Annotated in this window: 20 protein-coding genes and 2 tRNA genes; 11 read left to right on the top strand and 11 right to left on the bottom strand. The window is 57.8% G+C overall.

The window, feature by feature from the left end; genetic code table 11:
- Positions 1 to 80: 80 nt before the first annotated feature.
- Positions 81 to 506 carry a response regulator gene (locus B5D49_RS00395; RefSeq protein WP_200806749.1) on the bottom strand — a complete coding sequence of 142 codons (426 nt, stop codon included), beginning with the start codon at positions 504 to 506 and terminating at the stop codon, positions 81 to 83.
- Between the two features lie 388 nt (positions 507 to 894).
- Between B5D49_RS00395 and B5D49_RS00390 the strand changes: the two genes are divergently transcribed.
- A complete protein-coding gene (locus B5D49_RS00390) occupies positions 895 to 2,679 on the top strand; it encodes an ABC transporter ATP-binding protein (protein ID WP_078715674.1) in 1,785 nt (594 codons plus the stop codon).
- Between the two features lie 105 nt (positions 2,680 to 2,784).
- On the opposite strand, the gene B5D49_RS00385 is transcribed toward B5D49_RS00390, so the two are convergent.
- The 5 genes from B5D49_RS00385 to B5D49_RS00365 form a co-directional block, all read right to left on the bottom strand.
- Positions 2,785 to 3,156, bottom strand: a complete 372-nt coding sequence (locus B5D49_RS00385; RefSeq protein WP_078715673.1) for a cupin domain-containing protein — start codon at positions 3,154 to 3,156, stop codon at positions 2,785 to 2,787.
- Positions 3,153 to 3,647 carry an Lrp/AsnC family transcriptional regulator gene (locus B5D49_RS00380; protein WP_078715672.1) on the bottom strand — a complete coding sequence of 165 codons (495 nt, stop codon included), beginning with the start codon at positions 3,645 to 3,647 and terminating at the stop codon, positions 3,153 to 3,155. The genes B5D49_RS00385 and B5D49_RS00380 overlap by 4 nt, the downstream gene beginning before the upstream one ends.
- Before the next feature lie 328 nt (positions 3,648 to 3,975).
- A tRNA-Leu gene (locus B5D49_RS00375) sits at positions 3,976 to 4,062 on the bottom strand.
- A 98-nt stretch (positions 4,063 to 4,160) separates the two neighbouring features.
- A complete protein-coding gene (locus B5D49_RS00370) occupies positions 4,161 to 5,474 on the bottom strand; it encodes a citrate synthase (protein ID WP_078715671.1) in 1,314 nt (437 codons plus the stop codon).
- A 182-nt stretch (positions 5,475 to 5,656) separates the two neighbouring features.
- The gene (locus B5D49_RS00365; RefSeq protein ID WP_078715670.1) at positions 5,657 to 7,087 is read right to left on the bottom strand and encodes a sigma-54 interaction domain-containing protein; all 1,431 of its coding nucleotides are present in this window, start codon (positions 7,085 to 7,087) and stop codon (positions 5,657 to 5,659) included.
- A 210-nt stretch (positions 7,088 to 7,297) separates the two neighbouring features.
- On the opposite strand from B5D49_RS00365, the gene B5D49_RS00360 reads away from it, so the two are divergent.
- From B5D49_RS00360 to B5D49_RS00345, 4 genes are all read left to right on the top strand, one after another.
- The gene (locus tag B5D49_RS00360) at positions 7,298 to 8,386 is read left to right on the top strand and encodes a 4Fe-4S dicluster domain-containing protein (protein ID WP_078716020.1); all 1,089 of its coding nucleotides are present in this window, start codon (positions 7,298 to 7,300) and stop codon (positions 8,384 to 8,386) included.
- Entirely contained in the window at positions 8,379 to 8,846 is a 468-nt protein-coding gene (locus B5D49_RS00355) for a hypothetical protein (protein WP_078715669.1), read from the top strand. Before B5D49_RS00360 ends, B5D49_RS00355 begins: the two co-directional genes overlap by 8 nt.
- 126 nt (positions 8,847 to 8,972) lie before the next feature.
- Positions 8,973 to 10,610, top strand: coding sequence for a tetrathionate reductase family octaheme c-type cytochrome (locus B5D49_RS00350; protein WP_144019057.1), 1,638 nt, complete (start codon positions 8,973 to 8,975; stop codon positions 10,608 to 10,610).
- A gap of 2 nt (positions 10,611 to 10,612) precedes the next feature.
- A complete protein-coding gene (locus B5D49_RS00345; RefSeq protein WP_078715667.1) occupies positions 10,613 to 11,266 on the top strand; it encodes a cytochrome b/b6 domain-containing protein in 654 nt (217 codons plus the stop codon).
- Positions 11,267 to 11,369: 103 nt separating this feature from the next.
- Here the strand turns inward: B5D49_RS00345 and B5D49_RS00340 are convergent, their stop codons facing one another.
- On the bottom strand, positions 11,370 to 12,023 hold the full coding sequence (locus B5D49_RS00340; protein WP_078715666.1) for a hypothetical protein: 654 nt from the start codon (positions 12,021 to 12,023) through the stop codon (positions 11,370 to 11,372).
- 26 nt (positions 12,024 to 12,049) lie between these two features.
- Complete coding sequence (locus tag B5D49_RS00335) at positions 12,050 to 13,249, bottom strand: aminopeptidase (RefSeq protein WP_078715665.1); 1,200 nt, start codon at positions 13,247 to 13,249, stop codon at positions 12,050 to 12,052.
- A 313-nt stretch (positions 13,250 to 13,562) separates the two neighbouring features.
- On the opposite strand from B5D49_RS00335, the gene B5D49_RS00330 reads away from it, so the two are divergent.
- The 5 genes from B5D49_RS00330 to B5D49_RS00310 all read left to right on the top strand — a co-directional run bounded on the left by B5D49_RS00330 (position 13,563) and on the right by B5D49_RS00310 (position 16,625).
- Positions 13,563 to 13,751 (top strand): ferredoxin, encoded by a 189-nt coding sequence (locus B5D49_RS00330; protein ID WP_078715664.1) that lies wholly within the window; start codon positions 13,563 to 13,565, stop codon positions 13,749 to 13,751.
- Between the two features lie 251 nt (positions 13,752 to 14,002).
- On the top strand, positions 14,003 to 14,824 hold the full coding sequence (locus tag B5D49_RS00325; protein WP_078715663.1) for a YkgJ family cysteine cluster protein: 822 nt from the start codon (positions 14,003 to 14,005) through the stop codon (positions 14,822 to 14,824).
- 5 nt (positions 14,825 to 14,829) lie between these two features.
- The gene (locus B5D49_RS00320) at positions 14,830 to 15,177 is read left to right on the top strand and encodes a hypothetical protein (protein ID WP_078715662.1); all 348 of its coding nucleotides are present in this window, start codon (positions 14,830 to 14,832) and stop codon (positions 15,175 to 15,177) included.
- 20 nt (positions 15,178 to 15,197) lie between these two features.
- Positions 15,198 to 15,821, top strand: coding sequence for a tetratricopeptide repeat protein (locus B5D49_RS00315; protein WP_078715661.1), 624 nt, complete (start codon positions 15,198 to 15,200; stop codon positions 15,819 to 15,821).
- A gap of 102 nt (positions 15,822 to 15,923) precedes the next feature.
- Positions 15,924 to 16,625 carry a DVU0298 family protein gene (locus tag B5D49_RS00310; protein ID WP_078715660.1) on the top strand — a complete coding sequence of 234 codons (702 nt, stop codon included), beginning with the start codon at positions 15,924 to 15,926 and terminating at the stop codon, positions 16,623 to 16,625.
- 116 nt (positions 16,626 to 16,741) lie between these two features.
- Here B5D49_RS00310 and B5D49_RS00305 read toward each other — a convergent pair whose 3' ends face one another.
- Together B5D49_RS00305 and B5D49_RS00300 are read right to left on the bottom strand one after the other, a co-directional pair.
- A complete protein-coding gene (locus B5D49_RS00305) occupies positions 16,742 to 17,710 on the bottom strand; it encodes a LuxR C-terminal-related transcriptional regulator (RefSeq protein ID WP_078715659.1) in 969 nt (322 codons plus the stop codon).
- A gap of 73 nt (positions 17,711 to 17,783) precedes the next feature.
- The gene (locus B5D49_RS00300) at positions 17,784 to 20,975 is read right to left on the bottom strand and encodes a sensor domain-containing protein (RefSeq protein WP_159447077.1); all 3,192 of its coding nucleotides are present in this window, start codon (positions 20,973 to 20,975) and stop codon (positions 17,784 to 17,786) included.
- A 126-nt stretch (positions 20,976 to 21,101) separates the two neighbouring features.
- On the opposite strand from B5D49_RS00300, the gene B5D49_RS00295 reads away from it, so the two are divergent.
- Positions 21,102 to 21,176: transfer RNA gene (locus tag B5D49_RS00295), tRNA-Val, on the top strand.
- Positions 21,177 to 21,304: 128 nt separating this feature from the next.
- Here the strand turns inward: B5D49_RS00295 and B5D49_RS00290 are convergent.
- Entirely contained in the window at positions 21,305 to 23,626 is a 2,322-nt protein-coding gene (locus tag B5D49_RS00290) for a methyl-accepting chemotaxis protein (RefSeq protein ID WP_078715657.1), read from the bottom strand.
- Between the last annotated feature and the right edge of the window lie 47 nt (positions 23,627 to 23,673).

Raw genomic sequence — 23,673 nt, 5'->3', positions numbered from 1 at the left:
GTGTGTTATAAACCGGGATGGTCGGCAAAAGGAAGGAACCGTCCCATGGAAAAGGGGGGGACGGTTCCGCTGTGGAGCGTTTAGTTGGGGCGGTGGTTCCATCCGAGCCAGTAAAAGCCCAGATCCGAAAGGAGCGTGTTGAAATTGGAAAAATCAACCGGCTTGACGAGATAGCTGTTGGCGTATTGCATATACGCATGCTTCACATCGCTGTCCGCCTCGCTGGTGGTCAGAATGACCACGGGAATGGCCCGCATCTGTTCATTGGTCTTGATGGTCTTGAGAACCTCCAGGCCGTCGATTTTGGGCAGCCGGAGATCCAGCAGAATCAAGCCGGGGCGTGGGCTTTTTTCCGGGTCTTCATATTGATTCCGCCGGAATAGATAGTCCAGTGCCTCTTCGCCGTCCTGCACATGGCAGATGCGGCTGCGCATCTTTTGGTCCCGCAATCCCCGGATCACAAGCTCGGCATGGGCGTCATTATCTTCCACAAGCAGTATGGTCATGGCCTCTCCTGAAACCTCGTCAATGCTGAACATTCTTGCACTCCAAAGGTAGGCATGGGGTTGTGCCGTGGGCTGTGTCAGCGTCTGGCCCGAGGCGAATTACCAGATTTGTATTCTCGCTCAAGTAAAAAAAAATTGCAACGATCCGAAGACATCATTGCAAAGGTTTGACCCGGGGGTGTCCGTGAAGGGGAAAAACAGGAAACGAGTCTCATAACAATCTGTTAACACGAAATAAAAAATGAAACTTGGGCGACGGTCCCATGAACATGGGCTTCTTGCCATTTTGATCGTTTTTGGTAGGTTGCGACAGCGCCGTGCCGGGCGCGCAGAACTTCGCATTTTCTCTCCGAATACCCGTTAGGAAGCCCGCAAGGGCGGAAGGACTATGAGTCAGCATACCAAGCAAGAATTTCAAAGCGATATCAAACTGCACCATTTCAACAACCGTCATTTGCTGTGGCGCTCATTCCATTATTTTTATCCACACATCTGGAAAGTGATCATCGCATCCGTGTCCGCACTGGTTGTTTCGGCCACCAACGGCGGCGTGGCCTATCTTGTGAAGCCCGCCATTGACGACATCTTCGTCAACAAGGATGTGGAAGCCCTGAAGTTGGTGCCGCTGCTGTTTATTGGCGTGATGCTGGCCAAGGGAGCCACGCGTTTTTTGCAGGTCTACCTCATGCGGGTCACCAACCTGCGGGTCGCACAGGTCTTGCGGGACCATTGCTACGACAAGGTCATGCGCATGCCCATGCGCTTTTTTGACGACAACCGCGTGGGCGTGCTCATGTCCCGCGTTATTGGTGATGTGGCTGGGGTCGGCGGCACCATGCCCGCGCTGATCATGATCGTCCGCGAGACGCTTACCGTGATTGGCCTGCTGGGGGTCGTCTTGTACCAGGATGCGTATTTGGCCATGTGGTCCATCTTGGTCATGCCCCTGGCTATTTATCCTTTTTTCTATTTCGGGAATAAACTGCGGAAAATCGGCAGAGAAAGCCGTGTCCGCGCTTCCACCATCAACACCGTGGCCCAGGAGACCTTCAGCGGGGTCCGTGTGGTCAAAGCCTTTGCCAACGAAAAGAACGAGATCAAGCGGTTTGTGCGCCAGAGCGCCGACGTGGTCCGCATTGCCCTGCGAGGGGTGTTGGCGTCGGAGCTTTCGTCGCGGGTCATGGAACTGGTGGGGGCTTTCGGCACGGGCCTGGTGATCTGGTACGGCGGCATGCAGGTTATTCAGGGCGTATCTACGCCTGGAACGTTTTTTTCCTTCATGGCTGCCATCATCATGCTCTATGAACCGGTCAAGAAAATCAACACCAGCTATCAGGATCTGCAAAAGGCCTTGGCCAGTGCGGAGCGCACTTTTGACCTGCTGGATTCGCCCGAGATCGTCCCTGAAAAAAGCGGCAGTGAGGAACTGAAGGAAACGTTCCAGCGGCTTGATATCGAGGATGTCCGGTTTTTCTATCCCGGGAACGCCAAGCCTGCGCTGGACGGGGTGAATCTGGAAGTTCGACAGGGGGAACGCGTGGCCATTGTGGGACCGTCGGGTTCGGGAAAAACCACGCTGGTGAACCTCTTGCCCCGTTTTCACGATGTGAGCGAAGGCCGGATTTTGCTCAACGGTCGTCCCGTGGCGGATTATACGCTCGAAAGCCTGCGCTTGAGCATGGGGATTGTTTCCCAGGATTCGTTCCTTTTCAACGATTCGGTGCGGAACAACATCGGGTATGTCAGCGGAGAACACAGTCAGGCGGATATTGAGCGCGCGGCCAAGGCAGCGTATGCGCATGATTTCATTATGGATCTTCCAGATGGTTACGACACCGTGGTTGGAGAGCGCGGAGTGGCCCTTTCCGGTGGGCAAAAGCAGCGCATCACCATTGCCCGCGCTCTGCTCAAAAATCCGCCGCTTATGATCCTGGATGAAGCGACCAGTGCGCTGGATACCGAGTCCGAACGCATCGTGCAGAAAGCGTTGGACAATCTCATGCGTGAGCGCACAAGTATTGTCATTGCCCATCGGCTTTCCACGGTGCTCAACGCACATCTGATCGTGGTCATGGAGCAGGGCAAAATCGTGTCTCAGGGTCGGCATTCGCAATTGCTGGAAAAGTGTCCCTTGTACCAGCGGCTGTATCGAATGCAGTTTGAAGGCGAGTAGGCGCGTGGATTGATGCATTGAACCGTTTTGAAACGAAAAAAAGCTCCGGGCATGATGTCCGGAGCTTTTTTACTGCCGCTCAAGCGGGCTTCGGTCAGTGCGTACTTATATCCATTCCGGTTCCACACGGCGATCGCTGTCCGCATCGCCCGTATTAACGGTGCCTTTTGGCTCGATGAGCATGATTTTGACTTCTTCGGGGCAAATCGGCATGTGCTCCACCCCACGCGGCACAACGATGCATTCCCCTTGTCCCACGGTCACGTCGCGGTCCCGGAAGCGCATGGTCAACTCCCCCTCCAGCACATGGAACATTTCGTCCTCGTGGGCATGGCTGTGCCAGAGAAACTCTCCCTGGAGCCGTGCCAGCTTTATGTACATGCCGTTCATTTCGGCCACGACTTTTCCCTCCCACTGTTCATTGAAGAGGGCGAATTTCTCTTTCAGTGAAATTTTATCCGGGGAAAGTTGACTCATGAGGGGACTCCTTGCTCCGTGATGGTGTCGGGAACGGTGGGACCGGGAGCTTCCTTGACCGGCCGTAGGCAGATGATGGTGCGGGTGGAATTGACGGAGGGAATGTCGTTGATGGTCAGGAGCAGGTCTTCCAGCTCCTCGGTGTCTCGGCAGCGGACTTTGGTGAGAAAGCACTCCTCGCCTGCCAGGTGAAACACCTCTTCCACATTGGATATGCCGGAAAGCGCCTGGCCGACGGCCCGGGCTTCGCGGTGGGGAGAAATGCGTACCCCCACGAAGGCCAGAAGGCGGAGGTCCAGTGGTTCGGGAGCCAAGATGGCGGCATACCCACGGATAATGCCCCGCGATTCCAGTTTGCGCACCCGCTCATGCACGGCGGAGGTGGTCAGCCCCACTTGGCGGGCGATTTCCGCATTGGACGTGCGGGCATCATTGCGCAGAATATCCAGAATCCGTCTGTTGGTTTCATCAATGCTTATCTGATCCATCATATTTTGACTATATTCCGGAAAGCAGCGCTTCGTCAACGACGAATCAACATGTTTTGGTGTTTTGATGGAACGAAATTACGGAAGAAAAAGGTTGAGTAGCTGGGAAAAGCCTTTGTGGGCAGAGCCTGGGAGATTGGCGCGAGCGGATAAGGGAATCGGGATTGGGGGAGACCGGGCAACCGTGTTTGTCGGTGCCGTTGCAGCAGGGTGAGGCGCGAACCTCCATGGCCCGGAAACAAAGCCGGACCGTGGCAAGTTGGGATCTGGATTCCCAGAGAGGAACAGCCCACAAAAAAACCCCGATACAAGATCGGGGTATATACTCAAGTGGTGCCCGGAAGAGGAATCGAACCTCCACTCCCGTAAGGGAACATGGTCCTGAACCATGCGCGTCTACCAGTTCCGCCATCCGGGCACATGTAAAAAGAGCTGTGTTTCGGCGTCTTCCGCGCCGTGCGAAGATGGTGTATATACGCCCTGTCTCCGCTTGGCAACCCTTTTTTTCAGTTTTTTTTACTCGGCAGGTTCACCCGGTTTTTTACGTTTGTTCATGGGGACGACCGGGCGGCGACGAGCGCCGGTGTAGATTTGCCGGGGCCGATGGATGCGCATGGCCGGATTCTGGAAGTCTTCATACCAATGGGCAACCCAGCCGGGCATGCGCCCGATGGCGAACATCACCGGGAACATGTTCACTGGGATGCCCAGGGTCCGGAGGATGATGCCCGAGTAAAAGTCCACGTTGGGATAAAGCTTGCGTTCCAGGAAGTAGTCGTCGGAAAGCGCGGCCTCGCCCAACTCCATGGCTGTATCCAGGAGCGGGTCGTGGTTGCCGGTTTTTTCCAGCAGGTCGTAGGCGGCCTTGCGCAGGATTTGGGACCGGGGATCAAAGTTTTTGTAGATCCGGTGGCCAAAGCCCATGAGCCGGAATTCCTTGTTTTTGACCCGCTCAATGTACTCCTTCACCGGGATGTCCTGCTCCCGGATGGTGGTGAGCATGTCGATGACCGCGGCGTTGGCGCCGCCGTGCAGTTTGCCCCACAACGCGCATATGCCCGCCGAAACCGAAGCGAACAGGTTGGCCTGCGTGGAACCGACCATGCGCACGGTGGAGCAGGAGCAGTTCTGTTCATGATCCGCGTGCAGGATGAAGAACAGGGACAAGGCGCGGACGGCCTCCTGCGGTGCGTCGTATATTTTGTTCGGAATGGAGAACATCATGTGCAGGAAGTTGCGGCAATAGGACAGACTTGGATTCGGGTACATGAATGGCCGCCCGATGGATTTGCGGTAGGCCCAGGCCGCAATGGTGCGTACTTTGGAAATGATTTTCGATACCGCCAGCAGGAACTGGTCCTTGCTTTCCAGTTCCAGCAGGTCGGGATGGTAGCATCCAAGGGAGTTGATCACGGCGGAGAGAATGGCCATGGGATGCCCCTGGGAGGGGAACCCGTCGAAGTGATGCCGCAGGCCTTCATGCAGTAGCTCCTGCTCCGTGAGCAGGGTGGAAAAATGTTGCAGTTGATCCCTGGTGGGCAGATAGCCGAAGATCAAAAGATAGGCTGTTTCGATAAAGGAACAATGCTCCGCGATTTCCTCGATGGGATAGCCGCGATAGTGCAGGGCGCCTTCCTCACCGTTCACGAAAGTGACGGACGAAGAGCAGGATCCGGTATTGCCGAAGCCGGGATCGTAGGTGATCAGTCCGGTGTCCTGCCGCAGTCGGGTGATGTCGATTCCGTATTCGTCTTCGCTGCCGCGAACAACGGGCAGTTCGATGGTTTTGCCGTCAAAGGTGAGTGTGGCTGAGTTTTTCGTACTGCTCATGAGGCTCCTTTTCCGTATTTGCACAGCAGAATATGCCGCTGGAAAGCCATGGAGGCTGTTTGAGGACGGGAGCCGATTGATGGGGAGCGGACGCTCCGTTCGGCTGTGCTATCTATAATGTTAACTATTCATTGTGTCCAGCGAAAATCTTTTTTGCTATTTGACAAAAACGTTATCGCTGGTCATGAGATGAGCTTTTTTTGCAGGTCGATTCCGTATTTTCGCATCCTGTTCAACACCGTTACCCGGCTGATTCCCAGAAGGCGTGCCGTTGCGGACTTGTTGCCGTTGGTCTCGCGCAGCGCGTGAACCAATTCCTGTTTTTGGCGCTCATCCCGCGTTCCCGCAACAGAGGCGGGTGAAAGATTCGTTCGTCCAACGCTGGTCCGGGGCGCCGTGAGTTGTGGCGGCAAATGTTCCGGGCCGATAACCTCCTCTCGACAGACCACTCCGGCGTATTCCAAGGCGCTTTTCAGTTCCCGCACGTTGCCGGGCCAGGAATACTCCATGAGCCGTTCCATGGCCTGGGTGCCGATGGAATTGGCAGAAGGAATCCGATGCGTTTCCGGGGAGTTTGTGGAGTCCTGGTCAACAGCCCGGCCGTGTTGTTTTAAAAAGTGTTCGGCCAGGAGCGGGATGTCCTCCCGCCGTTCGCGCAATGGCGGCAGATGGATGGGGATAACGTTGATGCGGTAAAAAAAGTCTTTGCGAAAGCGGCCCTGGTCCACGAGCGACCGCAGATCCTGGTTGGTGGCGGAAATCAGCCGGGCATCGAGCCGCAGGGGGCGATTGTCCCCGACCCGTTCAAAGCTGCGGGTTTCCAAGACCCGCAACAGCTTGACCTGCACGGCAGGCGGAATGTCTCCGATTTCATCCAAAAAGACGTCTCCGCCCCGGGCCTCCTCAAATCTTCCCTTGCGGTGGCGGTATGCGCCGGTGAACGCCCCCTTGACGTGCCCGAATATTTCACTTTCCAGCAGGGATTCGTTCAACGCGGCGCAATTGATTTGCACGAACGGTCCGTCGCGTCGCGGACCCAGGGCGTGAATAGCGGCGGCGGCCAGTTCCTTGCCCGTTCCGGATTCGCCGTGAATGATCACAGGGGCGTCGGACTGCGCGGCGCGCTCCAGCAGCGCAAAGACGTTGCGCATGACCGTGCTGTGTCCCACCATGCCGTAAAAGCGGTGTTCCCCGTCCAGCAGCCGGGAAAGCTCCTTGATTTTGCGGTCCCGCGCATCCAGTTCCGTGATGTCCGTGAGGGTTTCCACGGCACCGAGCACGATCCCGTCGCCGTCTTCGAGCAGGGAGGCGTTTTTGACCACATGAATGTATTCCCCGTCCTTGCGCCGGATGTGGCAGCTTTTCATATTTTCCCGGCGGACCTTGAAAAGCCGACACCAGTGCTTTTGCCCTTCGGCTCGGGAGCGGTGGCAAACGTCGCAGTCCAACACGCAGCAGGGAGCGTTGAGCAGTTCTTCGCGACTATAGCCCGTCATTCGCACCAGCGCGTCGTTGACCATCATGATGGTTCCGTCGGGCCGTGTCAGAAACAGCCCGTCCTGCATGGTGTTCAAAATTTCCCGTAGATAGAGATTGATCTCCTGTTCCGTCATAACGGCTCCAGCTGTTAAATTTTGAACAGGTGTATATGCAAGCGTATACGCAGGTGCGGCACCGAACACAAGTCCGGGATCGCAAAAAGCGGCGGATCCCCATGCGGTCAGCGTTGAACGCTGTTATGGTTTTTTTTGCACAAACGGCATGTTTCCTGCTATGATTGGAACGAAAAACGTATGAAAATAATGGAAGTTGAGGAAAACGACATGTCAAACAATACGTCAGGGGGAATGACCCGCCGGGGTTTTTTGCGTGCCTTGGGAGTCGGGGGCGTTGCCGTGGCCGGGGGCGCGCTGGTTCCGGCGGGTGGCCGCGCCGCGCAGGAACGGGTGCAAAGCTCTCCGGGCCAGGAGCTGGCCACGTTGCATGATCTGACCAAATGCGTGGGCTGCGGCGCTTGCGTGGATGCCTGTCGGGAGTCCAATGCCGGCAAATTCCCGGAGCCGGAAAAGCCGTTTCCACGCATGTATCCCGATCGGGTCAAGGTGGCGGATTGGTCGGAAAAGCGTGATGTGGACGACCGTTTGACCCCGTACAACTGGTTGTTTTTGCAATATGCCGAGGTGGAGCACCAAGGGCAGATCCATGAAGTGAATATCCCCCGGCGTTGCATGCATTGCCAAAATCCGCCCTGCGCGAATCTTTGCCCCTGGGGCGCTGCGGGCCGGGAGACCAACGGCATCGTGCGCATCAACGACAAAGTTTGCCTGGGCGGTTCCAAGTGCCGCTCCGTGTGTCCCTGGCATATTCCCCAGCGTCAGACAGGAGTAGGGCTGTATCTTGATCTTATGCCGTCCCTGGCGGGCAATGGGGTCATGTATAAGTGCGATCGCTGTTTTCAGTTGGTAGCGCAAGGGGAGACTCCGGCTTGCGTGAGCGCCTGTCCGTATGACGTGCAGACCATTGGTCCGCGGGAGCGGATCGTGGAGCAGGCTCACGCCTTGGCCGAGGAGATCGGCGGGTTTGTGTATGGGGAGCATGAAAATGGCGGAACCAATACTTTGTATGTTTCGCCGGTTCCCTTTGACAAACTGCATGCCGCCCTGGAGCGGGGCGGGCAGGTGGATTCCGCCAAAGGGCGGCCAGGACTGGAGCCGTTCCCCGACATGATGGGGTATGAAGAAAATCTGGCCGAGGCCGCGTTGATCGCGCCGTTTGCGGGCGTTGCTGCCGGGGTGCTGGCCGCGGGCAGGGCCATGTTCGGCAAACCGTCGTCGTCCCATCGGCCGGATGCTACGGCCGGAACCAACGGTGTGGAGAACCGGACCGGGGATCAGGAGGGCCGTCATGACTAGATCGCCGTTGCCGCGCTCTCTGAGCCGGTTGTTTGTCCTGCTGGTGGCTGCGCTTACGGTCACGGGCCTGGCGCAGATGCCCATCTTCAAAAGATATTATATCGCGGATATCCCAGGATTGGGATGGCTCAGCGACTACTACTTCACGCACATGGTGCATTACGTGGGCGCGGCTTTGCTCCTGGCGTTGCTGGGCTACGTGTCCGCCCGTTGGTTGCGGGAGTGGTCCGGTTCCATGCGCCTCACGCGGACAGGGCTGGTGCGTGTGGTCCTGTTGCTCGGCATTGTCGGGACCGGGGCGCTGCGCATGTATAAAAATCAGCCGGGCGTGTCTTTGGAGCCATTTACGGTCATGCTCGTGGATTGGACCCATCTGGGCCTGGTGCTGCTTTTGGGATTGGCCGCGGTATGGGCGCGGCTGATGGGGCGACGGGCGTATGCCGTTGCCGGGAGGCATTGAATCGGAACACAGGCCGTAGGGCCGAAGGAACATATGCAAGAGGGAGAACCGAAGTCCGAATGTGTAGAGGGAGGTAAACGGATCATGAGGCAGCAGTGGAGTATTGTGGGCTTGACCGTTGGCGCGATGCTTTTTCTCATCGTGTCGGCCGGAACGGTCCGGGCCGATGAAAATGCCCCGGGGAGGCTCATGGCGCGTCAGGCGACCATGACTTCTCATGCACCTATTACCGCGGATCATTCCAAGTTTCAGGAATTGCAGTTCGATCCCGTGAAACAGCGGTCATTCAAGGGACCGGAGGTGACGCGGGCTTGTCTGGGCTGTCACAACAAGGCGGCCATTCAGTTCCACCAGACCATTCACTGGACCTGGAGGGATCCTATTTCCGATCCGGAACGTAAAATCGGTAAGGGCGGATTGACGGTGAACAATTTTTGTGTGGCCGTACCGTCCAATGAGCCGCGTTGTACGTCCTGCCATGCGGGCTATGGATGGGAAAGCAAGGATTTTGATTTTGCAAACCCCGAGACCGTGGACTGTCTGGTCTGCCACGATCAGACCGGGGAGTATCAGAAGTTTCCGACCATGGCGGGGTATCCCGCGCCCTGGATCGCGGATCCTGAGAACCCCGGCGAACAAAAGGGCAAAACGTTCAGCAGTGGAAAGGTGTTTTACGCACCCAATTGGGCCGAAGTGGCGCAGAGCGTGGGCCGCCCGGATCGGACCAACTGCGGAACCTGCCACTTTTACGGTGGTGGCGGGGATGCTGTGAAGCATGGTGACCTGGATTCAAGTCTTTCCCATCCCGATAAGCACCTGGATGTGCATATGGGCACCAAGGATTCCGGCGGGCAGGAGTTCGCCTGTATCCGGTGCCATACCACCAAGGCCCACGACATTGCGGGACGCATTTATTCCAACCCCGCGGTCATGGAACGCAAGAGTCTGGTGGAACATGACCTGCAACCCAAGATCATGTGCGAGTCCTGCCACACCGCGGATCCGCATGGGGATCAGAAAATGAACGACCACACCGACCGTGTGGCCTGCCAGAGTTGTCACATTCCCACCTTCGCGCGGGTCAAGCCCACCAAGATGTGGTGGGATTGGTCCAAGGCCGGGGACAAGGAACGCAAGGCCGTTATGGATGAATACGGCAAGCCCGACTACGTGAAGAAGAAGGGTGAGTTCGTGTGGGCCAAGGACGTGGTTCCAGAGTACCATTGGTTCAACGGCGCCATGACCACCACCACGGCCGAAGACCGCATCGATCCTTCGGAAGAGGTCCGGCTGCAATGGCCCATGGGCGACCGGAGCGATCCCAACGCCCGGATCATGCCTTTCAAGGTGCATCGCGGCAAGACCCCGTATGACTCCGTGAACAACACCATGGCCATTCCGCATCTGTTCCCTTCGGGCAAGGACGACAAGACCGCGTATTGGAAAAACTTTGACTGGCATAAGGCCTTGGCCCAGGGCATGGAATACGCGGACGTGCCGTTTTCCGGTGAGTTCGGTTTCGTGGAAACCGCGTTTGCCTATCCGACCACCCACATGGTGGCACCCAAGGACAACGTGGTTCCCTGCGTGGAATGCCACGCCAAGCAGGGACGCCTCGCGGATCTTTCCGGCTTTTACATGCCCGGCCGCGACAGCGTGAAGGCCATTGATTACCTCGGGTGGGCCGGTGTGGTCGGGTCGCTTCTGGCCGTGCTCATCCACGGGCTGCTGCGGCTCTTTGCACGAAATCGCAGGGAGGGATAACCATGTCACAATTGAATATGAAGCGGATTTATCTGTATTCCAAGTTTGAGCGCTTCTGGCATTGGGTCCAGGCCGTGCTCATCACCCTGCTGCTTGTAACCGGTTTTGAGGTGCATGGTGTGTACACCCTGTTCGGGTTTGAACAGGCCGTGGACATCCATGCCACTGCCGGGATCTCCTGGGTGATTCTTTATGTCTTCATCGCCTTCTGGCTGCTGACCACCGGTGAGTGGAAGCAGTATATTCCCACCACAAAGCGGCTGCTGGTGGTGATGCGCTATTACGCCTTCGGGATTTTCCGGGGCGAGCCGCATCCCGTGCAGAAGAAGCGAGAGGCCAAGCACAATCCGCTCCAGCGTCTTACGTATCTGGGGTTGGCGTCCGTGCTTATTCCCATCATGCTGGCTACCGGCCTTGTCTACTACTACTACAACGAATTGGCGCTGAACGACCTGGGGCTGGTGGCCAACCTCCATGTTGTCGGAGCCTTCCTGATCCTGATGTTCTATGTGGTGCATGTGTATATGACCACCACCGGACATTCGGTCACGGCGCATATCCAGGCCATGTTTACGGGCTGGGAGGAAGTGGAGGACGAGTCGCAGGTGGAGGACTGGGAGCGTGCCGACAAGGTGGATAACGTGACCACCTCCTGATGGCCGTTGATCGCCTGTACAAGACAGGAAAACAAAGGCCGGGATTCCGCAGGGAATTCCGGCCTTTTTTCGTGTCAGGGAGGCGAGGTCGTGTGAAAAACGGTTAATGAACCTTGTAATACGTGCCGCCCTGACGGTCCGGAGTGAATTCAACACGTACCACGCTGAGCTGGCCGCACGCGTCAAAGGTCCAAAGCTCGGACCAAGCGTCATTGACGTGCCGGGGCGCCCGTTCCAATTCGCTGTTGACGGGAATAAAGCTCTGGCATTCGGGATGCCGGTCCATGAGCCGGGGCAGCGCCGCCTTCATGGTGTCGAGTTGCAGGCGCGGCGGTGCCTCGGTGCGACCCGGGAGCATGTGCCGAACCACCATCTGGCCATTTTGAGCCGTGAACAGAAAGTTGAATTGCCGTTCTCGGCCGCATGCCCTGCCGCGATACCGGTCGGCCCAGATTCCGTTGTGGGGACGGCCGTTGTCAAAGTCCACCCGTTCGTACACGGAAAGTCCGGCATGGCGGAGCGGGCCTGGCTGGGATGGTTCCCCGCATAGGACCATGCTCTGCCGCTGCCACTGGGAGAGAATAAGCTCCTGATAGATCGTGGTGTTCAGGAACTCGGCCAACTGTTCCACCGATGGATCGTCCTGGGCTGAACCGGGAAGCGGCCAGGCAAGGAAAAACATCCCAACCAGAAACAGCGCCGCAAAGACGCGGCTGCTGATGCGGGGGGATGAGCTTCTGAAGGTGGGCTGCCGCATGACGCAATTCCAGGGCATTGTGGCGATTAGTATTGGAATTCGCCGTTTTCGTAGATCACCACGGAGGAACCGTCTTTGAGCTTGGCCGTGACGGTCTTGTTTTCCGTGTTTACGAGATCCCAATGCAGGGCGGATTCGTTGAAACCCAATTCTTTCTTCCGGGTCGCATCCAATTGACGCTGGTCCCCGGCGTAGGTGTCCGCGTAGGAAGCTCCCACGGCCACGTGGCAGTTACCGTGTTCGCCGCCGAAGTTTTCATCAAACAGGGTGTTGGCCATGAACGCACTGATGCGGGAGAAACGGCGGTCCGTGAGGGAAAATTCACCGAGTTGGGAGGCGCCCTTGTCCATGTTCAATTGTTTGGTCACGAAGTCCGCGCCTTCTTCGGCATCGGAGCGAACGACCCGGCCCTTTTCAAATTCCAGGCGTACGCCGCGCACCAGGTTACCGGAGCGGAACGAGGGCTGGTCCGCGAAATAAACGCCGCGCGTGTCCCGCCAATCCGGGGAGAGGAAAATCTCAAAGCTGGGGATGTTGTGGCCGGATACGCCGAGCCATTGGCGGTCGTGGCCAGGATTCACAATGAGATCCGTGTGCTCGGATTCCACGTGCAGGGTTTCCACATCCAGGCTGTTGAGCCAGGCTTTGACCTGCTGGGCTTCGTCAAAGACGTTCCTCCAGGTGGCGGCGGGGTCGTCGTCCTCGAGAAAGCAGGCGTTCTTAATCTGTTGGGCGTATTCGTCCAGTGTCAAACCTGCGGCGTCGGCCATGGCCTTGGTGGGCCAGGCGCAGAGGGTCCAGCCCAGTTCACCGCTGATCTCGCGCTGTTCCATGATGTCACGCATGAACTTGCGGGCCACGGCCGCTTTTCCGATATAGGAAGGGTCCACTTCCTTGAGGTGCGTCAGAGAGGCCGGAGCAATGAGGGAGATGACTCCGGAAACGTTGGCCATAAATTCCTTGTCGCCTGCGGGAATGGCCGTGATTTGTTCTTCGGACCCCTTGCCGTAAAAGCTGAGTTCCATGTTCGGCGTCAATCCGGCGCGAGGCACGGGAACAATGCCTTGTTCGATGAGCAGGTCATACATTGCCTCGGCCAGGGGCAGGGCATCCAGGTCGTAACGCAGCAGCACGAAGTCGCCGGGCTTGTATTCCCCGGTGCGGGCCGTGGACAGACCCCACCAGAGGGTGCGGGCGTATTTTTGCAGCTCTTGCTTGGTAAACATGACGGTCCTTGTGACGGTTGCGGTTTGCGCGCGGCCGGACGGACTCCGAAGGCGCGAGAATACCCTCGAAGAATAGGCACCTTGGCCGGGAAGTCAATGATCTGGATCCGTACCGCGATTTGCCGCTTTTATCGTTGAGAATGTGGTTCTCTTCTTGACAGGATGGTGACGGGCATATATCTGCAAATTCGTAGTCCGCAACGGAGTCAGCCCCGGACTTGACCGGGACGATTGGGCCCGTTACCGGATGGTGAAAACATTTGGTTGAACGGGCGCATAGCCGCCCTAAAAAACTGATCTCGGAGGAATTGAGATGGGTTACACTGTTACGGTCGATAACGACAAGTGTGTCGGCGACGGCGAATGTGTGGATGTCTGCCCGGTTGAGGTTTACGAGCTTCAGGACGGTAAGGCTGTTCCCGTGAACATGGAAGAATGTCTGGGCTGTGAGTCCTGCGTGGAAGTCTGCGAGCAGGACGCCATCACCATCGAGGAAGACTAGTCGTTTCCTTGTCATGACGGAGGCGGGAGTGGTGGTTCGCCATCGCTCCCGCCTTTTGCTTTTTTTTGCCGCCGGGTACGGCAGAACGCTCCGCGTTCATGCCAGAACACGGCGGTTTTGCCATGGGCGCGGCCCCATTGGGCGTGGCAGGTTGACGAAGCGGCGAAAAGCATTAGATACATCCTGCCGGGGCAGGAATTCGCCCCAAAGCCCAAGCTATCATCAAGGCCCGATTGTTGAAGGAGAATCGCATGGCATTGGACCTCAGCCCTTTTTTTGAACGCTACGAAAACATCATCCGCCAGGTGGATGCCGTCTTCGCTCAAGTGCAGGAGCAGTATCCCGAACAGGTCCGGTGCGGCCGCGGGTGCAGCGACTGTTGTTACGCCTTGTTCGATCTCAGCCTCGTGGAAGCGCTGTATTTGAACCATCATTTCAATGAACGGTTTACCGGCATGGAGCGCAGCGAAGTGTTGGACCGGGCGGATGAGGCGGACCGCGAAATCCACCGGTTGAAACGGCGCGCCTACCGTGCCAGTCAGGACGGGCGCTCCACCGCAGACATCCTGGTGGAAATGGGCAAGGCCCGGGTACGCTGTCCCTTGCTGGGCAAGGACGACCTCTGCGTGCTCTACGAAAACCGTCCCCTGACATGTCGTCTTTACGGCGTGCCCCTGAATATCAACGGCGAACCCCACAGCTGCGGGCGTTCCGGTTTTGAACCCGGAAAGGCCTACCCCACCGTGCATGTGGAAAAATTGCAGGACTCGCTCATGAACCTGAGCCACGATCTGGCTCTGGCCATCAAGTCCCGCTACAGCGAATTGGGCGCCATGCTGGTCCCGCCTTCCATGGCCCTGCTGACGGACTACGATGAGTCGTACTTGGGTGTGCCGTCCGCTGGTGAAGCTGAAAAGCAGCCAGCCCAGGAGCAGACGGCTGAAACGCCGATCCCCTCCATGGACAAGGTCTCTGACGCCTGCAATGGCTGCGACAAGGACGAATCCGCCTGCGCGACCTGCAAGGACAAGTCCTTCAGTGTGGTGCTTGGCGGCTCCGACGACGAGGAGTAAGCGGCATGTGTGCAGCGATCCGAGACGACTTTGAAGCCCAAAAAAGGGCGATTTATGACAAAATGTCGCCCCGGCGCCGCAAGTTCGTGGACCGGATCGGCTACGAGCAGTGGGATCCGTTTGCCAAGCCGTTTGACCCCATCGACATCCGGCGCGATGTGACCGGACATACGGCGCATGAGCTGACCAATATGTTTCTTCGGTCCCTGAACCGGGAACCCGAACAGGACTATGTGGACGCCATTTCCGAATTGAACGTCACGCTGGTGACCATCCCGGATCGGGTGCGGCCACTGTTCGAGTTTTGCCAATGGTACGCCAAGCTCCTGGAGGAGCGGGGGCTCAAATTGTAACCCCAATGAGGATGCAGACAATGCAGCAGTTCGAGAACACCGACGAGTATATCGCGGACTTGAAGGCCAAACTGGCCAAAAACCGCGAATGCGGCAACACGCTGTACAATCTCGGCGTGGCCTATCTTTCCAAGCGTGAGTTCATGGAGGCGGAGCGCTACTTCCGTGAGGCCGTGGCCAACTCGCCCAAGCTGGCCGAAGCCTATGTGCAGCTCGGCGGCATTGCCATGCAGCGCGGGGACATGAAGACCTGTCTGACCTATAATGTGCAGGCCACGCAGCAGCGTCCCTTTTTTGCCGTACCCTGGGGCAACATCGGATTCTGCCAGCTCCAGATGGGCGAAACGGAAAAAGCCGTTCAATCCCTAAAGCGGGCCATCAAATACGACAACAAGTTCGTGCAGGCTTTGGCCACGCTGGGTAGCGCCTACTTCAGTCTGGGCGACCTGGAAGAAGCGGTCAAATCGCTTGAGGAAGCCGTGAAGCTGGAACCCAAGTTCGGCCCGGCCTGGAACAATCTGGCGTTGGTGCATGCCGAGCAGGGCGAATGGGCCAAGGCCAAGGAATGTGTGGGCAAGGCTCAGGAGAGCGGCTACGACGTTCCCGAAGATTTCCTTAAGGAAATCGAAACGAATTTGAAGTAGCGGACGATATTCCCGGGACCGGATTCACGGAGTGCGGTCCCGGGGTTCTGATGGGAAGGGTCACCGACAAACCGTTGGCCGAAATCCGGTCGGGGAGGCGGCATGGCAACGTTCCGAAAGCTGAAGCAGGAAATGCGCACCGCGTTGATGGCCGAGGACTGGGAGCAACGCCTTGACGGTTTTGCACATTTGCCGGAACGACGCATCACCGGACCGCTTCTTGCCTTGCGGTTGGACCGGGAGGAATTGGTCCGCTGGCGGGCGGCCGTGGCTCTGGGCAGGGTCGTGGCTCGTCTGGCCGAGGATGCCATGGAGTCGGCCCGGGTGCTCATGCGCACGTTGATGTGGTATCTGAATGAAGAGTCCGGCAATCTGGGCTGGGGTATTCCCGAGGCCATGGGCGAGGCAATGGCTGGTAACGCCCGGCTGGCGGAGGAATACCACACTATCCTTGCTTCCTATATTTATTGCGAAGAGGATTGCGACGGCAATTTTCTGGACCACCCGGAGTTGCGGCGGGGCGTGTTTTGGGGGCTGGCCCGTCTGGCGCAGGTGCGACCGGACAAGGTGGCCCATGCCGAACGTTTTCTTGTGGCCGCGTTGGACGAACCCGACTCCTGGAACAGGGGGCTGGCAGCATGGGCTTTGGGGCTGGTGGGCGCGCAGAGCGCACGCGAACCGCTGCAAGCGCTTTTGGACGATGACGCGGAATTGCGGATGTATCGTAATGGCGCCGTACAGTCTGTGAGCGTGGGCCGATTGGCCCAGGAAGCCTTGGAACATTTAACAGCCGAACAAGATTGATATTTATTTGAATCAAGGGGACGCATGTCCCGCGAGAGCGGCTCTTTTTCGGAAGGGCCGCTTTTTTGTCGGCTCAAGGCACATGGGGGCCGCGTGCGAGTGGTGAGAGTCGGGGATTAGAGCTGCAGATTCTTGGTGGCCCAGAGTGTGGCCTGAAGTCTGTTTGAGGCGTTGATCTTACGATAAACGTTGTAAAGGTGCGTCTTGACCGTGTGGACGCTGATGAAGAGCTGTTCGGCGATCTCCTTGTTCGTGGATCCAGCGGCCACGGCCCCAAGGATTTCCTTTTCCTTGCGTGTGAGGGGGTCTGGAATGGCCGGAGAGGATTCGGGGTCGATTTCCCGTTGTAACCCCCGCGTGAGCACTTCCCGGGCGTACCAGAGTTCGCCTTTGGAGATGGCTTCCAGCCCCCGGGCCACGTGATCCAGCGAATCATCCGCAAAAAAGATGCCTCTGGCCCCATGCCGCAGAGCGCTGTCTGCGATGACCTGATCCCGCTGGGCATTGAACAGGGCCACCACGCATTGCGCACCCTTGACCCCGATGGCCTCCTCCAGTTCCGAAAGGGGCAACCCGGCGCGAATGTCCAGGTAGTCCACCAGCGCGAGATACGTGGTGCTGTTTTCTTCCTCGGCCCGCTTGGCGAGCTTTTCCATGGGACCGTGATCTGCCCGCATTCCCAGTTCCGCGGTGACGTGCCGGGTCAGTAACTCGTTAAGCAGTTTGTTTTTTCCGGTGACATGGATAAAAAAGTGCGGCCGAATGGGTAGCAGTTGGTATCCAAGGTCGAACTGGATGGCCATGCCGTTGTCATGGCTTCGTACAACGGTGCCGGATGCCTGGATTTGCGATTGGCGGCCTTTGAGTTCCGGGATGTGGTCCAGGGGAACCATGAGCCTCAGGTTGACCTGCGTTCCCTCCGGCAGTGGCGCACGGGTATTGAGAAACGCACCTTGGGAGCAGATGTCCCGCGTAAGCAATTGTACGAGATCCTGGGCATCTCCAGACTTGGCCACGGAAACCGAGGCCGGGAGTTCCAGATCGAATCGTTCTGTTTTTCGTTTGCCCAAAGAACTTTTTTTCATTGGCTATCCTAGATCTTGCCCCACATAATGGGAAGAACCATCATTACTGTAGTGGCAAGAAAGCCCACCAAGGTCAATACCAGGTTGGATTATTCTGCACGAAATCCCGCGCCTTGTTTGCCGGGACCGGAGGGGAGAACAAAAAGCCCTGTCCCAGGTGACAACCAAGACGCTGCAGCTCGCGCAATTGGCTTATCTCTTCGATGCCTTCGGCAATGATGCGTTTGTCCAGTCCATGGGCCAGGGCCACGATGGAGCGGACAATTTCCATATCTCTGGTATTGTTGAGCATACCCCGGACAAAGCTTTGGTCGATTTTGATGCAGTCAAAGGGGAAACGGCTCAAGTGTGAAAGGGACGAATACCCGGTGCCGAAGTCGTCCACGGCCAGACGCACCCCCAGCTTGCTGATGTCCTTGAGCATTCGCAGGGCGCATTGGGGGTTGTTGATGACGCCGCTTTCCGTGATCTCAATTTTGATCAGTTCCGGGTTGACTCCGGTTTCATGCAGTGCCTGTTCCAATTCCTGCAGAATGCCGGGCCGGGAAATCTGTTCCGGAGAAAGATTCACGCTCATGCTAAGTGGTGCGGTGTTGTCGGAAAGTGCAAGCCACTGGGCCAGTTGCCGGAGGGAGCGGAAGAGCATTTGCTGCCCCAGCGCGGCAATGAGTCCGGATTCCTCGGCAATGGGGATGAACACGCCCGGAGAGACCAAGCCGCGAGTGGGATGGTTCCAGCGGGCCAACGCTTCAAAGCCGTGGAGCCGACCTGTCTCAATATCCACAAGAGGCTGATAATATGGTTCGAATTCGTCGCGGTCCAGGCCGTGCTGCATGTCCATTTCCAGACTTAGCCGTTCCCTCGCTTCATTGTGCATTGCTTCATCATATAATTCAGAGCGGGCGCGACCTGCCGATTTTGCCCGGTACATGGCCGTGTCCGCGTTGCGTAGCAGCTCCTGGGCGTCGGAAAGGGATTCGGACTCCATAACGATGCCGATGCTGACCGTGACGAAAAGGTCGTGACCTTTGACGCGGAATGGAGCCGCCATGGCCCGGTGGATATTTTCGGCAAAGGCCAAGGCTTGTTCGGGTCCGGCAACACCTTCCAGCAGAATGGTGAATTCGTCACCGCCCAACCGCGCCAGGGTGGCGTCACCGGGGAGCACTCCACGCAGCCGGTCTGTGAAATGCAGGAGCAGATCGTCCCCCGCGGCGTGGCCCAGCGAGTCATTGATGTTTTTGAATCGGTCCAGGTCAAGGAACAGCAGGGCCAGGGATTGACTCGCGGTCCGCCCGGCCCGGCCCAGAGCTTGTTCCATTCGATCCTGGAGCAGGGAGCGGTTCGGCAGCCCGGTAAGCCCGTCGTGCAGGGCGTCATGGGTGAGCTGCTCCTCCATGCGGCGGCGCAGTGTGATGTCCATGCCGTAGACATAGACCTGCTCCTGGTCTGGGACAGGATGGTAGGCCCAGCTGTAGATGCGGTCTCCGGGGCGGGATTCCACGTCCAGGCGGGAGGAGCGAGTATTCAGCACAGTGTGGACGATATCCACGTGGTTCGGCGGGAGCAGCTCCTCGCGTTCGATGTGCAGTTCTTCAAGAGCTGTTTTGGCCGCGGGGTTTTGATAGAGCGCCTTGCCTGCTGCGTCCATGGAAAACAGCGGGTTGGGATTTTCCCGGGGGAACGCGGCAAGTCGTTCGATCTCAATTTGTTGTTCATGAATTTCCGTAAAGTCCAGGAACAGGGCAAAGCCGCCGATGATGTTTCCGTCAAGATCATAGAGGGGGCTGGCGTCATAGCGGATCGTAAGCGGGCGGCCATGTACGGAAAGCAGGGACATGAGCAGGTTATGCCGTTCCTTTTTTCGGCGCATAACCTCCCCAAGAATGGTGTTGCTGGCCTTGCCGTCATAAAAAAAGTCGTTGAATGATTGTCCGAGATATTGTGACTCTGGAGAGTCCATCTCAAAAAGGTCAAGATAGGGCTTGTTTACAAAGGCGAGCCGTTCGTCCTTGTCCACGATGAGGCAGGGGACGGTCATGTTGCGCAGCACGCCGTCCATGAATCCGAATTGTTGCTTGAGGACCGTGACCATCTGCCGGACGCCCTGCGTATACTGGGCCAGGTCGCGGCTGAGATCCCGGTCATCCACCTCGGCGGAATAGTCCCCGCCAGCCACACGGCGGACGTAGTTGAGACCGAGTCGGACCGAGCGTGTCATGTCATGGGAGATGGCGGCCATGACCACGAGAGCAAGAAGGAGCGCGAGCGCGCCGCTGCCGAGTCCGGCAAGCCGCCAGGAATGGTAGGAGCGGATGCGGTGGCGTACCATGGTATCCAGCTCGGTCAGTCCCGTGAGTGCCAGAGCGGTCAGCGCGTCACGGGTGGCCGTTACGCTCCGGGCCGCTTCTTCAGGGCGTTGTTGACCGTGGCAAAGGAGCAGCATGGTTTCATCCGTTATGTCCGCAGCTGCCAGAAAGCGTTTTAACGCCGGGGCATAGTTGCGATGCAGTCCCGGCGTGTGGTCGTAAAAGTTGGAGTCTTCCATAATTGCACGCTGGGAGTGCGTCCCCACTTCTTCCAACAGCCCCATGCGGAGCAACCCCAGACGCTGCATAATGCGGTCTCGGGCCGACTGCCGGAAGGCCGGGGATCGGCCGACGCCCGGATATTCCAGAGCGGCTTGTTCCAGGAGGGAAAGTTCCCGGCTCACACGGGGCAACGTCAGTGCCGTGGCCGTTGCCAGGGCGTGGCTGTCCAGGGCGGGGTCCAGGGCGAGGTTGGCGCAGTCGCTGACCGCGGAAATGGCCTCAAGCAGCGTGCTCATGAAGGCATCGTAATGTTGTGGAGTCGGGGCGTTTTCAACCTCCTCCCAAGCCTTCCAGAGGTGAATCGGGTCCATGCGGTGCGCGTCTTCGGCGAGAAAGGACGGCGAGTCGCGGAGCGTCGCTGTTTCGGCCTGCACCGCTGTTTCCACAGCCTGTATGCTTTGGATGACGTTCTGGGACGGCGGCGAAAGGTCGTTGGAAGGAGCATCCGGATGTTGCAGATGGTAGGACTGGTGGTCGCCTATGGCGTCGAGCAGGGAAAAGGCCGGGCGCAGATAGCGTATGCCGGATAGTTCGGTCTGCCCGATGAGCAGGTCGTAGCGGGCGCCCAGTTCCATGAATACGCCGAGGACCAGGGCCGGGCCGAGAAGCACCAGGGCGGCGATGGTCAGTTTATAGGGCAGGGGCAGCCGACGAAATGCTTTGGGTGTATGCATCACGCATGGCATCATACCACAGCGGCTTTTCATGTCCATGCAGAAAAAAAATGGAAAAATGGTGGTAAATCTGTTGACAAGCAAAGGGCGCACGGCTAAATAGTGCTTCCCCGTTGAGGGGAAGACAGGCGCGTAGCTCAGGGGGAGAGCATCTGCTTGACGTGCAGAGGGTCGGGGGTTCAAATCCCTCCGCGCCTACCAGAAAAAACAAAGGCTTACGGCTACAACCGTGAGCCTTTTTTCTTTGCGTAGGTACAAAAACAGGTACGCTGTTATCGAAAACACGCCCCGTCAAAGCCTTTGTCATTGGCTCTGCGGGGCGTGTGTTTTTACCAGGCCGCGTACCCGTCATCGTCTCCAAGGTCGATCCGAGGCGTGTCGTCATGGCTGAAGACTTCACCGGCACGGGGGGCTTTCCCCGCGGGAAGGGCGTTCAGACTCGGCCTGTTTTCCCTCTGTTCCGGTTTCTGCTGTGTCTCGTTCAATTGGAATTCCGAAACCGCGGCGCGCAGTCGGCGTACCTGACTATCCAGTTCCGTAGCCGCTGCTGCGGTTTGCTCTGCACTGGATGTGTTTTGATGCGTCACGCTCTCGATTTGGGACAGCCCCGTATTCACTTCGGCGATGCCGCTGGCCTGCTGTGAGCTGGCCTCGGAGATGTCTTTGGTTATTTCAGCCGCCTGCAGAACCGCCGCCGAAATGGCTTCCAGCTGTTCCGCCGTGCTGTCCGAGAGTTTGGAACCCTGCTGGATTTGTGAAACAGAGCCTTCGATCAATTGCGCGGTTTCCTTGGCGGCCTCGGCGCTGCGTCCGGCCAGATTGCGAACTTCTTCCGCGACCACGGCAAACCCTTTGCCATGGTGACCGGCGCGGGCAGCCTCCACGGCCGCGTTCAGCGCCAGCAGGTTCGTTTGAAATGCGATCTCATCCACGACCTTGATGATTCGGCCGATTTGTCCGCTGGTTTCATTTATTTGGGCCATGGCTTGCAGGAGTCGTTGCATCTCCTGATTGCCCATTTCCGCGTTGTCACTGGCTTCCCCGGTGTGCCGGTTGGCCGTGGCCGCGTGTTCGGCGTTGGATTGGGTTTGGGCGCCGATCTGCGTAAGCGTGCTGGTGATTTGTTCCAGGGATGCGGCCTGTTCCGTGGCCCCCTGGGAAAGTGCTTGTGTTGCCGAGGAAACCTGGGCTGAACTGGCGGCAATGTCGGAAGCCGTTTGCTGGATTTCCCCTACGAGCCTCCGTAGGGCCGTAAGCATGTCCCGAAGAGCCAGACCCAGTTCGTCGTGGTCCGAGGCCGGAACAACGTCCGTGTCGAGTCGCCCTTTGGCAATGGTTCTTGCCACATCCGTCTTGTTTCGTAAGGCCTCGGCCAAAGTCTGGGCGCTGCGGGCCAAACGGCCGATTTCATCTTTGCGCTTGCGCAATGTCTCGTTTAAGTCCTGGCGCGTGTCGCCTTCGGCCATGGCCTGCAACTGTGTCACAATGGCTTGGACCGGGCGGCTCAAGGTTCGGGCGAACAGCGTGCTGCCCACCAGCGCCAGCAGCGCGATGCCACCGGAAAGAAGGAGAACCCAGAATTGCATGTTCTTTAGTTCTTGGGAAATGTGGTCCAGGGTGGCCGAATAGTCGGACAACGGGGCAGAGGCAACCACGATCCAGCCCCAGGGGGCGAAGAGCGAGGCCGCGGCAATGCGTGTACGGGTCTGACCGTTGCCGGTATCTTCTTCAAACGTGAAAGTGACCACGTCCCCCTCGGCGTCCACGGCCTGCTGAATCATCTCGTCATAAATCCTCCGGCCGTTGGCAGAGCGATGTTCCGACACGTTTTCGTCCAAAAGGGACGGGTCGGGATGGATCAAAACATTGCCTCTGTTCTGCCCATCGGCCCCGAGAATGAAAACATGCCCGCTTTTTCCCACGGTTCGATCGGTGAGCGCGGTCATAAGCGATTTGACACCGGTCTGAAGGATGCCGACATAGAGTGCGCCGATGACGTGGCCTTCTGCATCCTTGATGGGTTCGTACACGGTCAGGTACCAGTCGTTGACCACAAAGGCCCGTCCCCGGTAGGTGCGTCCGGAAAGCAGGGTGCGGACCACAGGACTTGTGGATGGAATGTACGTCCCCACGGCACGCTGGCCATTGTTCTTTAAAACGCTCGTGGAAACGCGAAGCATGTCGCCACGTTCGTTCATGCGTTGAAAAATGGTGCAGGTGACGCCGGTGAGTTCGGTCAGTTCATCCACAACCGGGGAAAAGTCGCTCGCCTTGGCGGTTTTGCCGATCCATTCGCCACCTAGCAGTAATTTGGGCAGGGTGATGCCCGTGCCTTGGCCCGTGTTTTGGTTTACGGCATTCCAATCCACACCTTCCTCGGAAAGGCTTGGAGGACCGTTGCGCAGAAGAAGTCGGCGGGCTACGTTCAACTGCCCTTCCAGGTTGTTGGTCAGGGTTTCATGCTGCGTTTGCAGGAGGTTGCTCATATCCTTATCCGCCAGGGCCACTTCACCTAGAATTTCTTCCTGCACAAGCGCCGTGATACGTTCAGAAAGAATGGATTGTCGAACCAACATGATGGTGAGAACGCAGGCCGTGACCATTAGGACAAGCCCGGTTCCCGACATGGTGATTTTTGTGCCGACCTTCATAATGAAAACCTCCCCCCGAGAGCTTCAAAAGAGCGGTTGGAACGGCG

Origin of the sequence: Paucidesulfovibrio gracilis DSM 16080 (genome assembly GCF_900167125.1) — a bacterium.
Taxonomy (GTDB): Bacteria; Desulfobacterota; Desulfovibrionia; order Desulfovibrionales; family Desulfovibrionaceae; genus Paucidesulfovibrio; species Paucidesulfovibrio gracilis.
This window is presented reverse-complemented; position numbering and strand designations above follow the sequence as displayed.

Excerpts from the sequence above, each read along its gene's own strand:
- B5D49_RS00385 (WP_078715673.1), bottom strand. The coding sequence starts at position 3,156 with ATGAGTCAACTTTCCCCGGATAAAATTTCACTGAAAGAGAAATTCGCC.
- B5D49_RS00355 (WP_078715669.1), top strand. The coding sequence starts at position 8,379 with ATGACTAGATCGCCGTTGCCGCGCTCTCTGAGCCGGTTGTTTGTCCTG.
- B5D49_RS00330 (WP_078715664.1), top strand. The coding sequence starts at position 13,563 with ATGGGTTACACTGTTACGGTCGATAACGACAAGTGTGTCGGCGACGGC.
- B5D49_RS00310 (WP_078715660.1), top strand. The coding sequence starts at position 15,924 with ATGGCAACGTTCCGAAAGCTGAAGCAGGAAATGCGCACCGCGTTGATG.
- B5D49_RS00365 (WP_078715670.1), bottom strand. The coding sequence starts at position 7,087 with ATGACGGAACAGGAGATCAATCTCTATCTACGGGAAATTTTGAACACC.
- B5D49_RS00390 (WP_078715674.1), top strand. The coding sequence starts at position 895 with ATGAGTCAGCATACCAAGCAAGAATTTCAAAGCGATATCAAACTGCAC.
- B5D49_RS00305 (WP_078715659.1), bottom strand. The coding sequence starts at position 17,710 with ATGAAAAAAAGTTCTTTGGGCAAACGAAAAACAGAACGATTCGATCTG.
- B5D49_RS00340 (WP_078715666.1), bottom strand. The coding sequence starts at position 12,023 with ATGCGGCAGCCCACCTTCAGAAGCTCATCCCCCCGCATCAGCAGCCGC.
- B5D49_RS00320 (WP_078715662.1), top strand. The coding sequence starts at position 14,830 with ATGTGTGCAGCGATCCGAGACGACTTTGAAGCCCAAAAAAGGGCGATT.
- B5D49_RS00315 (WP_078715661.1), top strand. The coding sequence starts at position 15,198 with ATGCAGCAGTTCGAGAACACCGACGAGTATATCGCGGACTTGAAGGCC.
- B5D49_RS00325 (WP_078715663.1), top strand. The coding sequence starts at position 14,003 with ATGGCATTGGACCTCAGCCCTTTTTTTGAACGCTACGAAAACATCATC.
- B5D49_RS00360 (WP_078716020.1), top strand. The coding sequence starts at position 7,298 with ATGTCAAACAATACGTCAGGGGGAATGACCCGCCGGGGTTTTTTGCGT.
- B5D49_RS00345 (WP_078715667.1), top strand. The coding sequence starts at position 10,613 with ATGTCACAATTGAATATGAAGCGGATTTATCTGTATTCCAAGTTTGAG.
- B5D49_RS00290 (WP_078715657.1), bottom strand. The coding sequence starts at position 23,626 with ATGAAGGTCGGCACAAAAATCACCATGTCGGGAACCGGGCTTGTCCTA.
- B5D49_RS00350 (WP_144019057.1), top strand. The coding sequence starts at position 8,973 with ATGCTTTTTCTCATCGTGTCGGCCGGAACGGTCCGGGCCGATGAAAAT.
- B5D49_RS00300 (WP_159447077.1), bottom strand. The coding sequence starts at position 20,975 with ATGCATACACCCAAAGCATTTCGTCGGCTGCCCCTGCCCTATAAACTG.
- B5D49_RS00380 (WP_078715672.1), bottom strand. The coding sequence starts at position 3,647 with ATGATGGATCAGATAAGCATTGATGAAACCAACAGACGGATTCTGGAT.
- B5D49_RS00395 (WP_200806749.1), bottom strand. The coding sequence starts at position 506 with ATGACCATACTGCTTGTGGAAGATAATGACGCCCATGCCGAGCTTGTG.
- B5D49_RS00370 (WP_078715671.1), bottom strand. The coding sequence starts at position 5,474 with ATGAGCAGTACGAAAAACTCAGCCACACTCACCTTTGACGGCAAAACC.
- B5D49_RS00335 (WP_078715665.1), bottom strand. The coding sequence starts at position 13,249 with ATGTTTACCAAGCAAGAGCTGCAAAAATACGCCCGCACCCTCTGGTGG.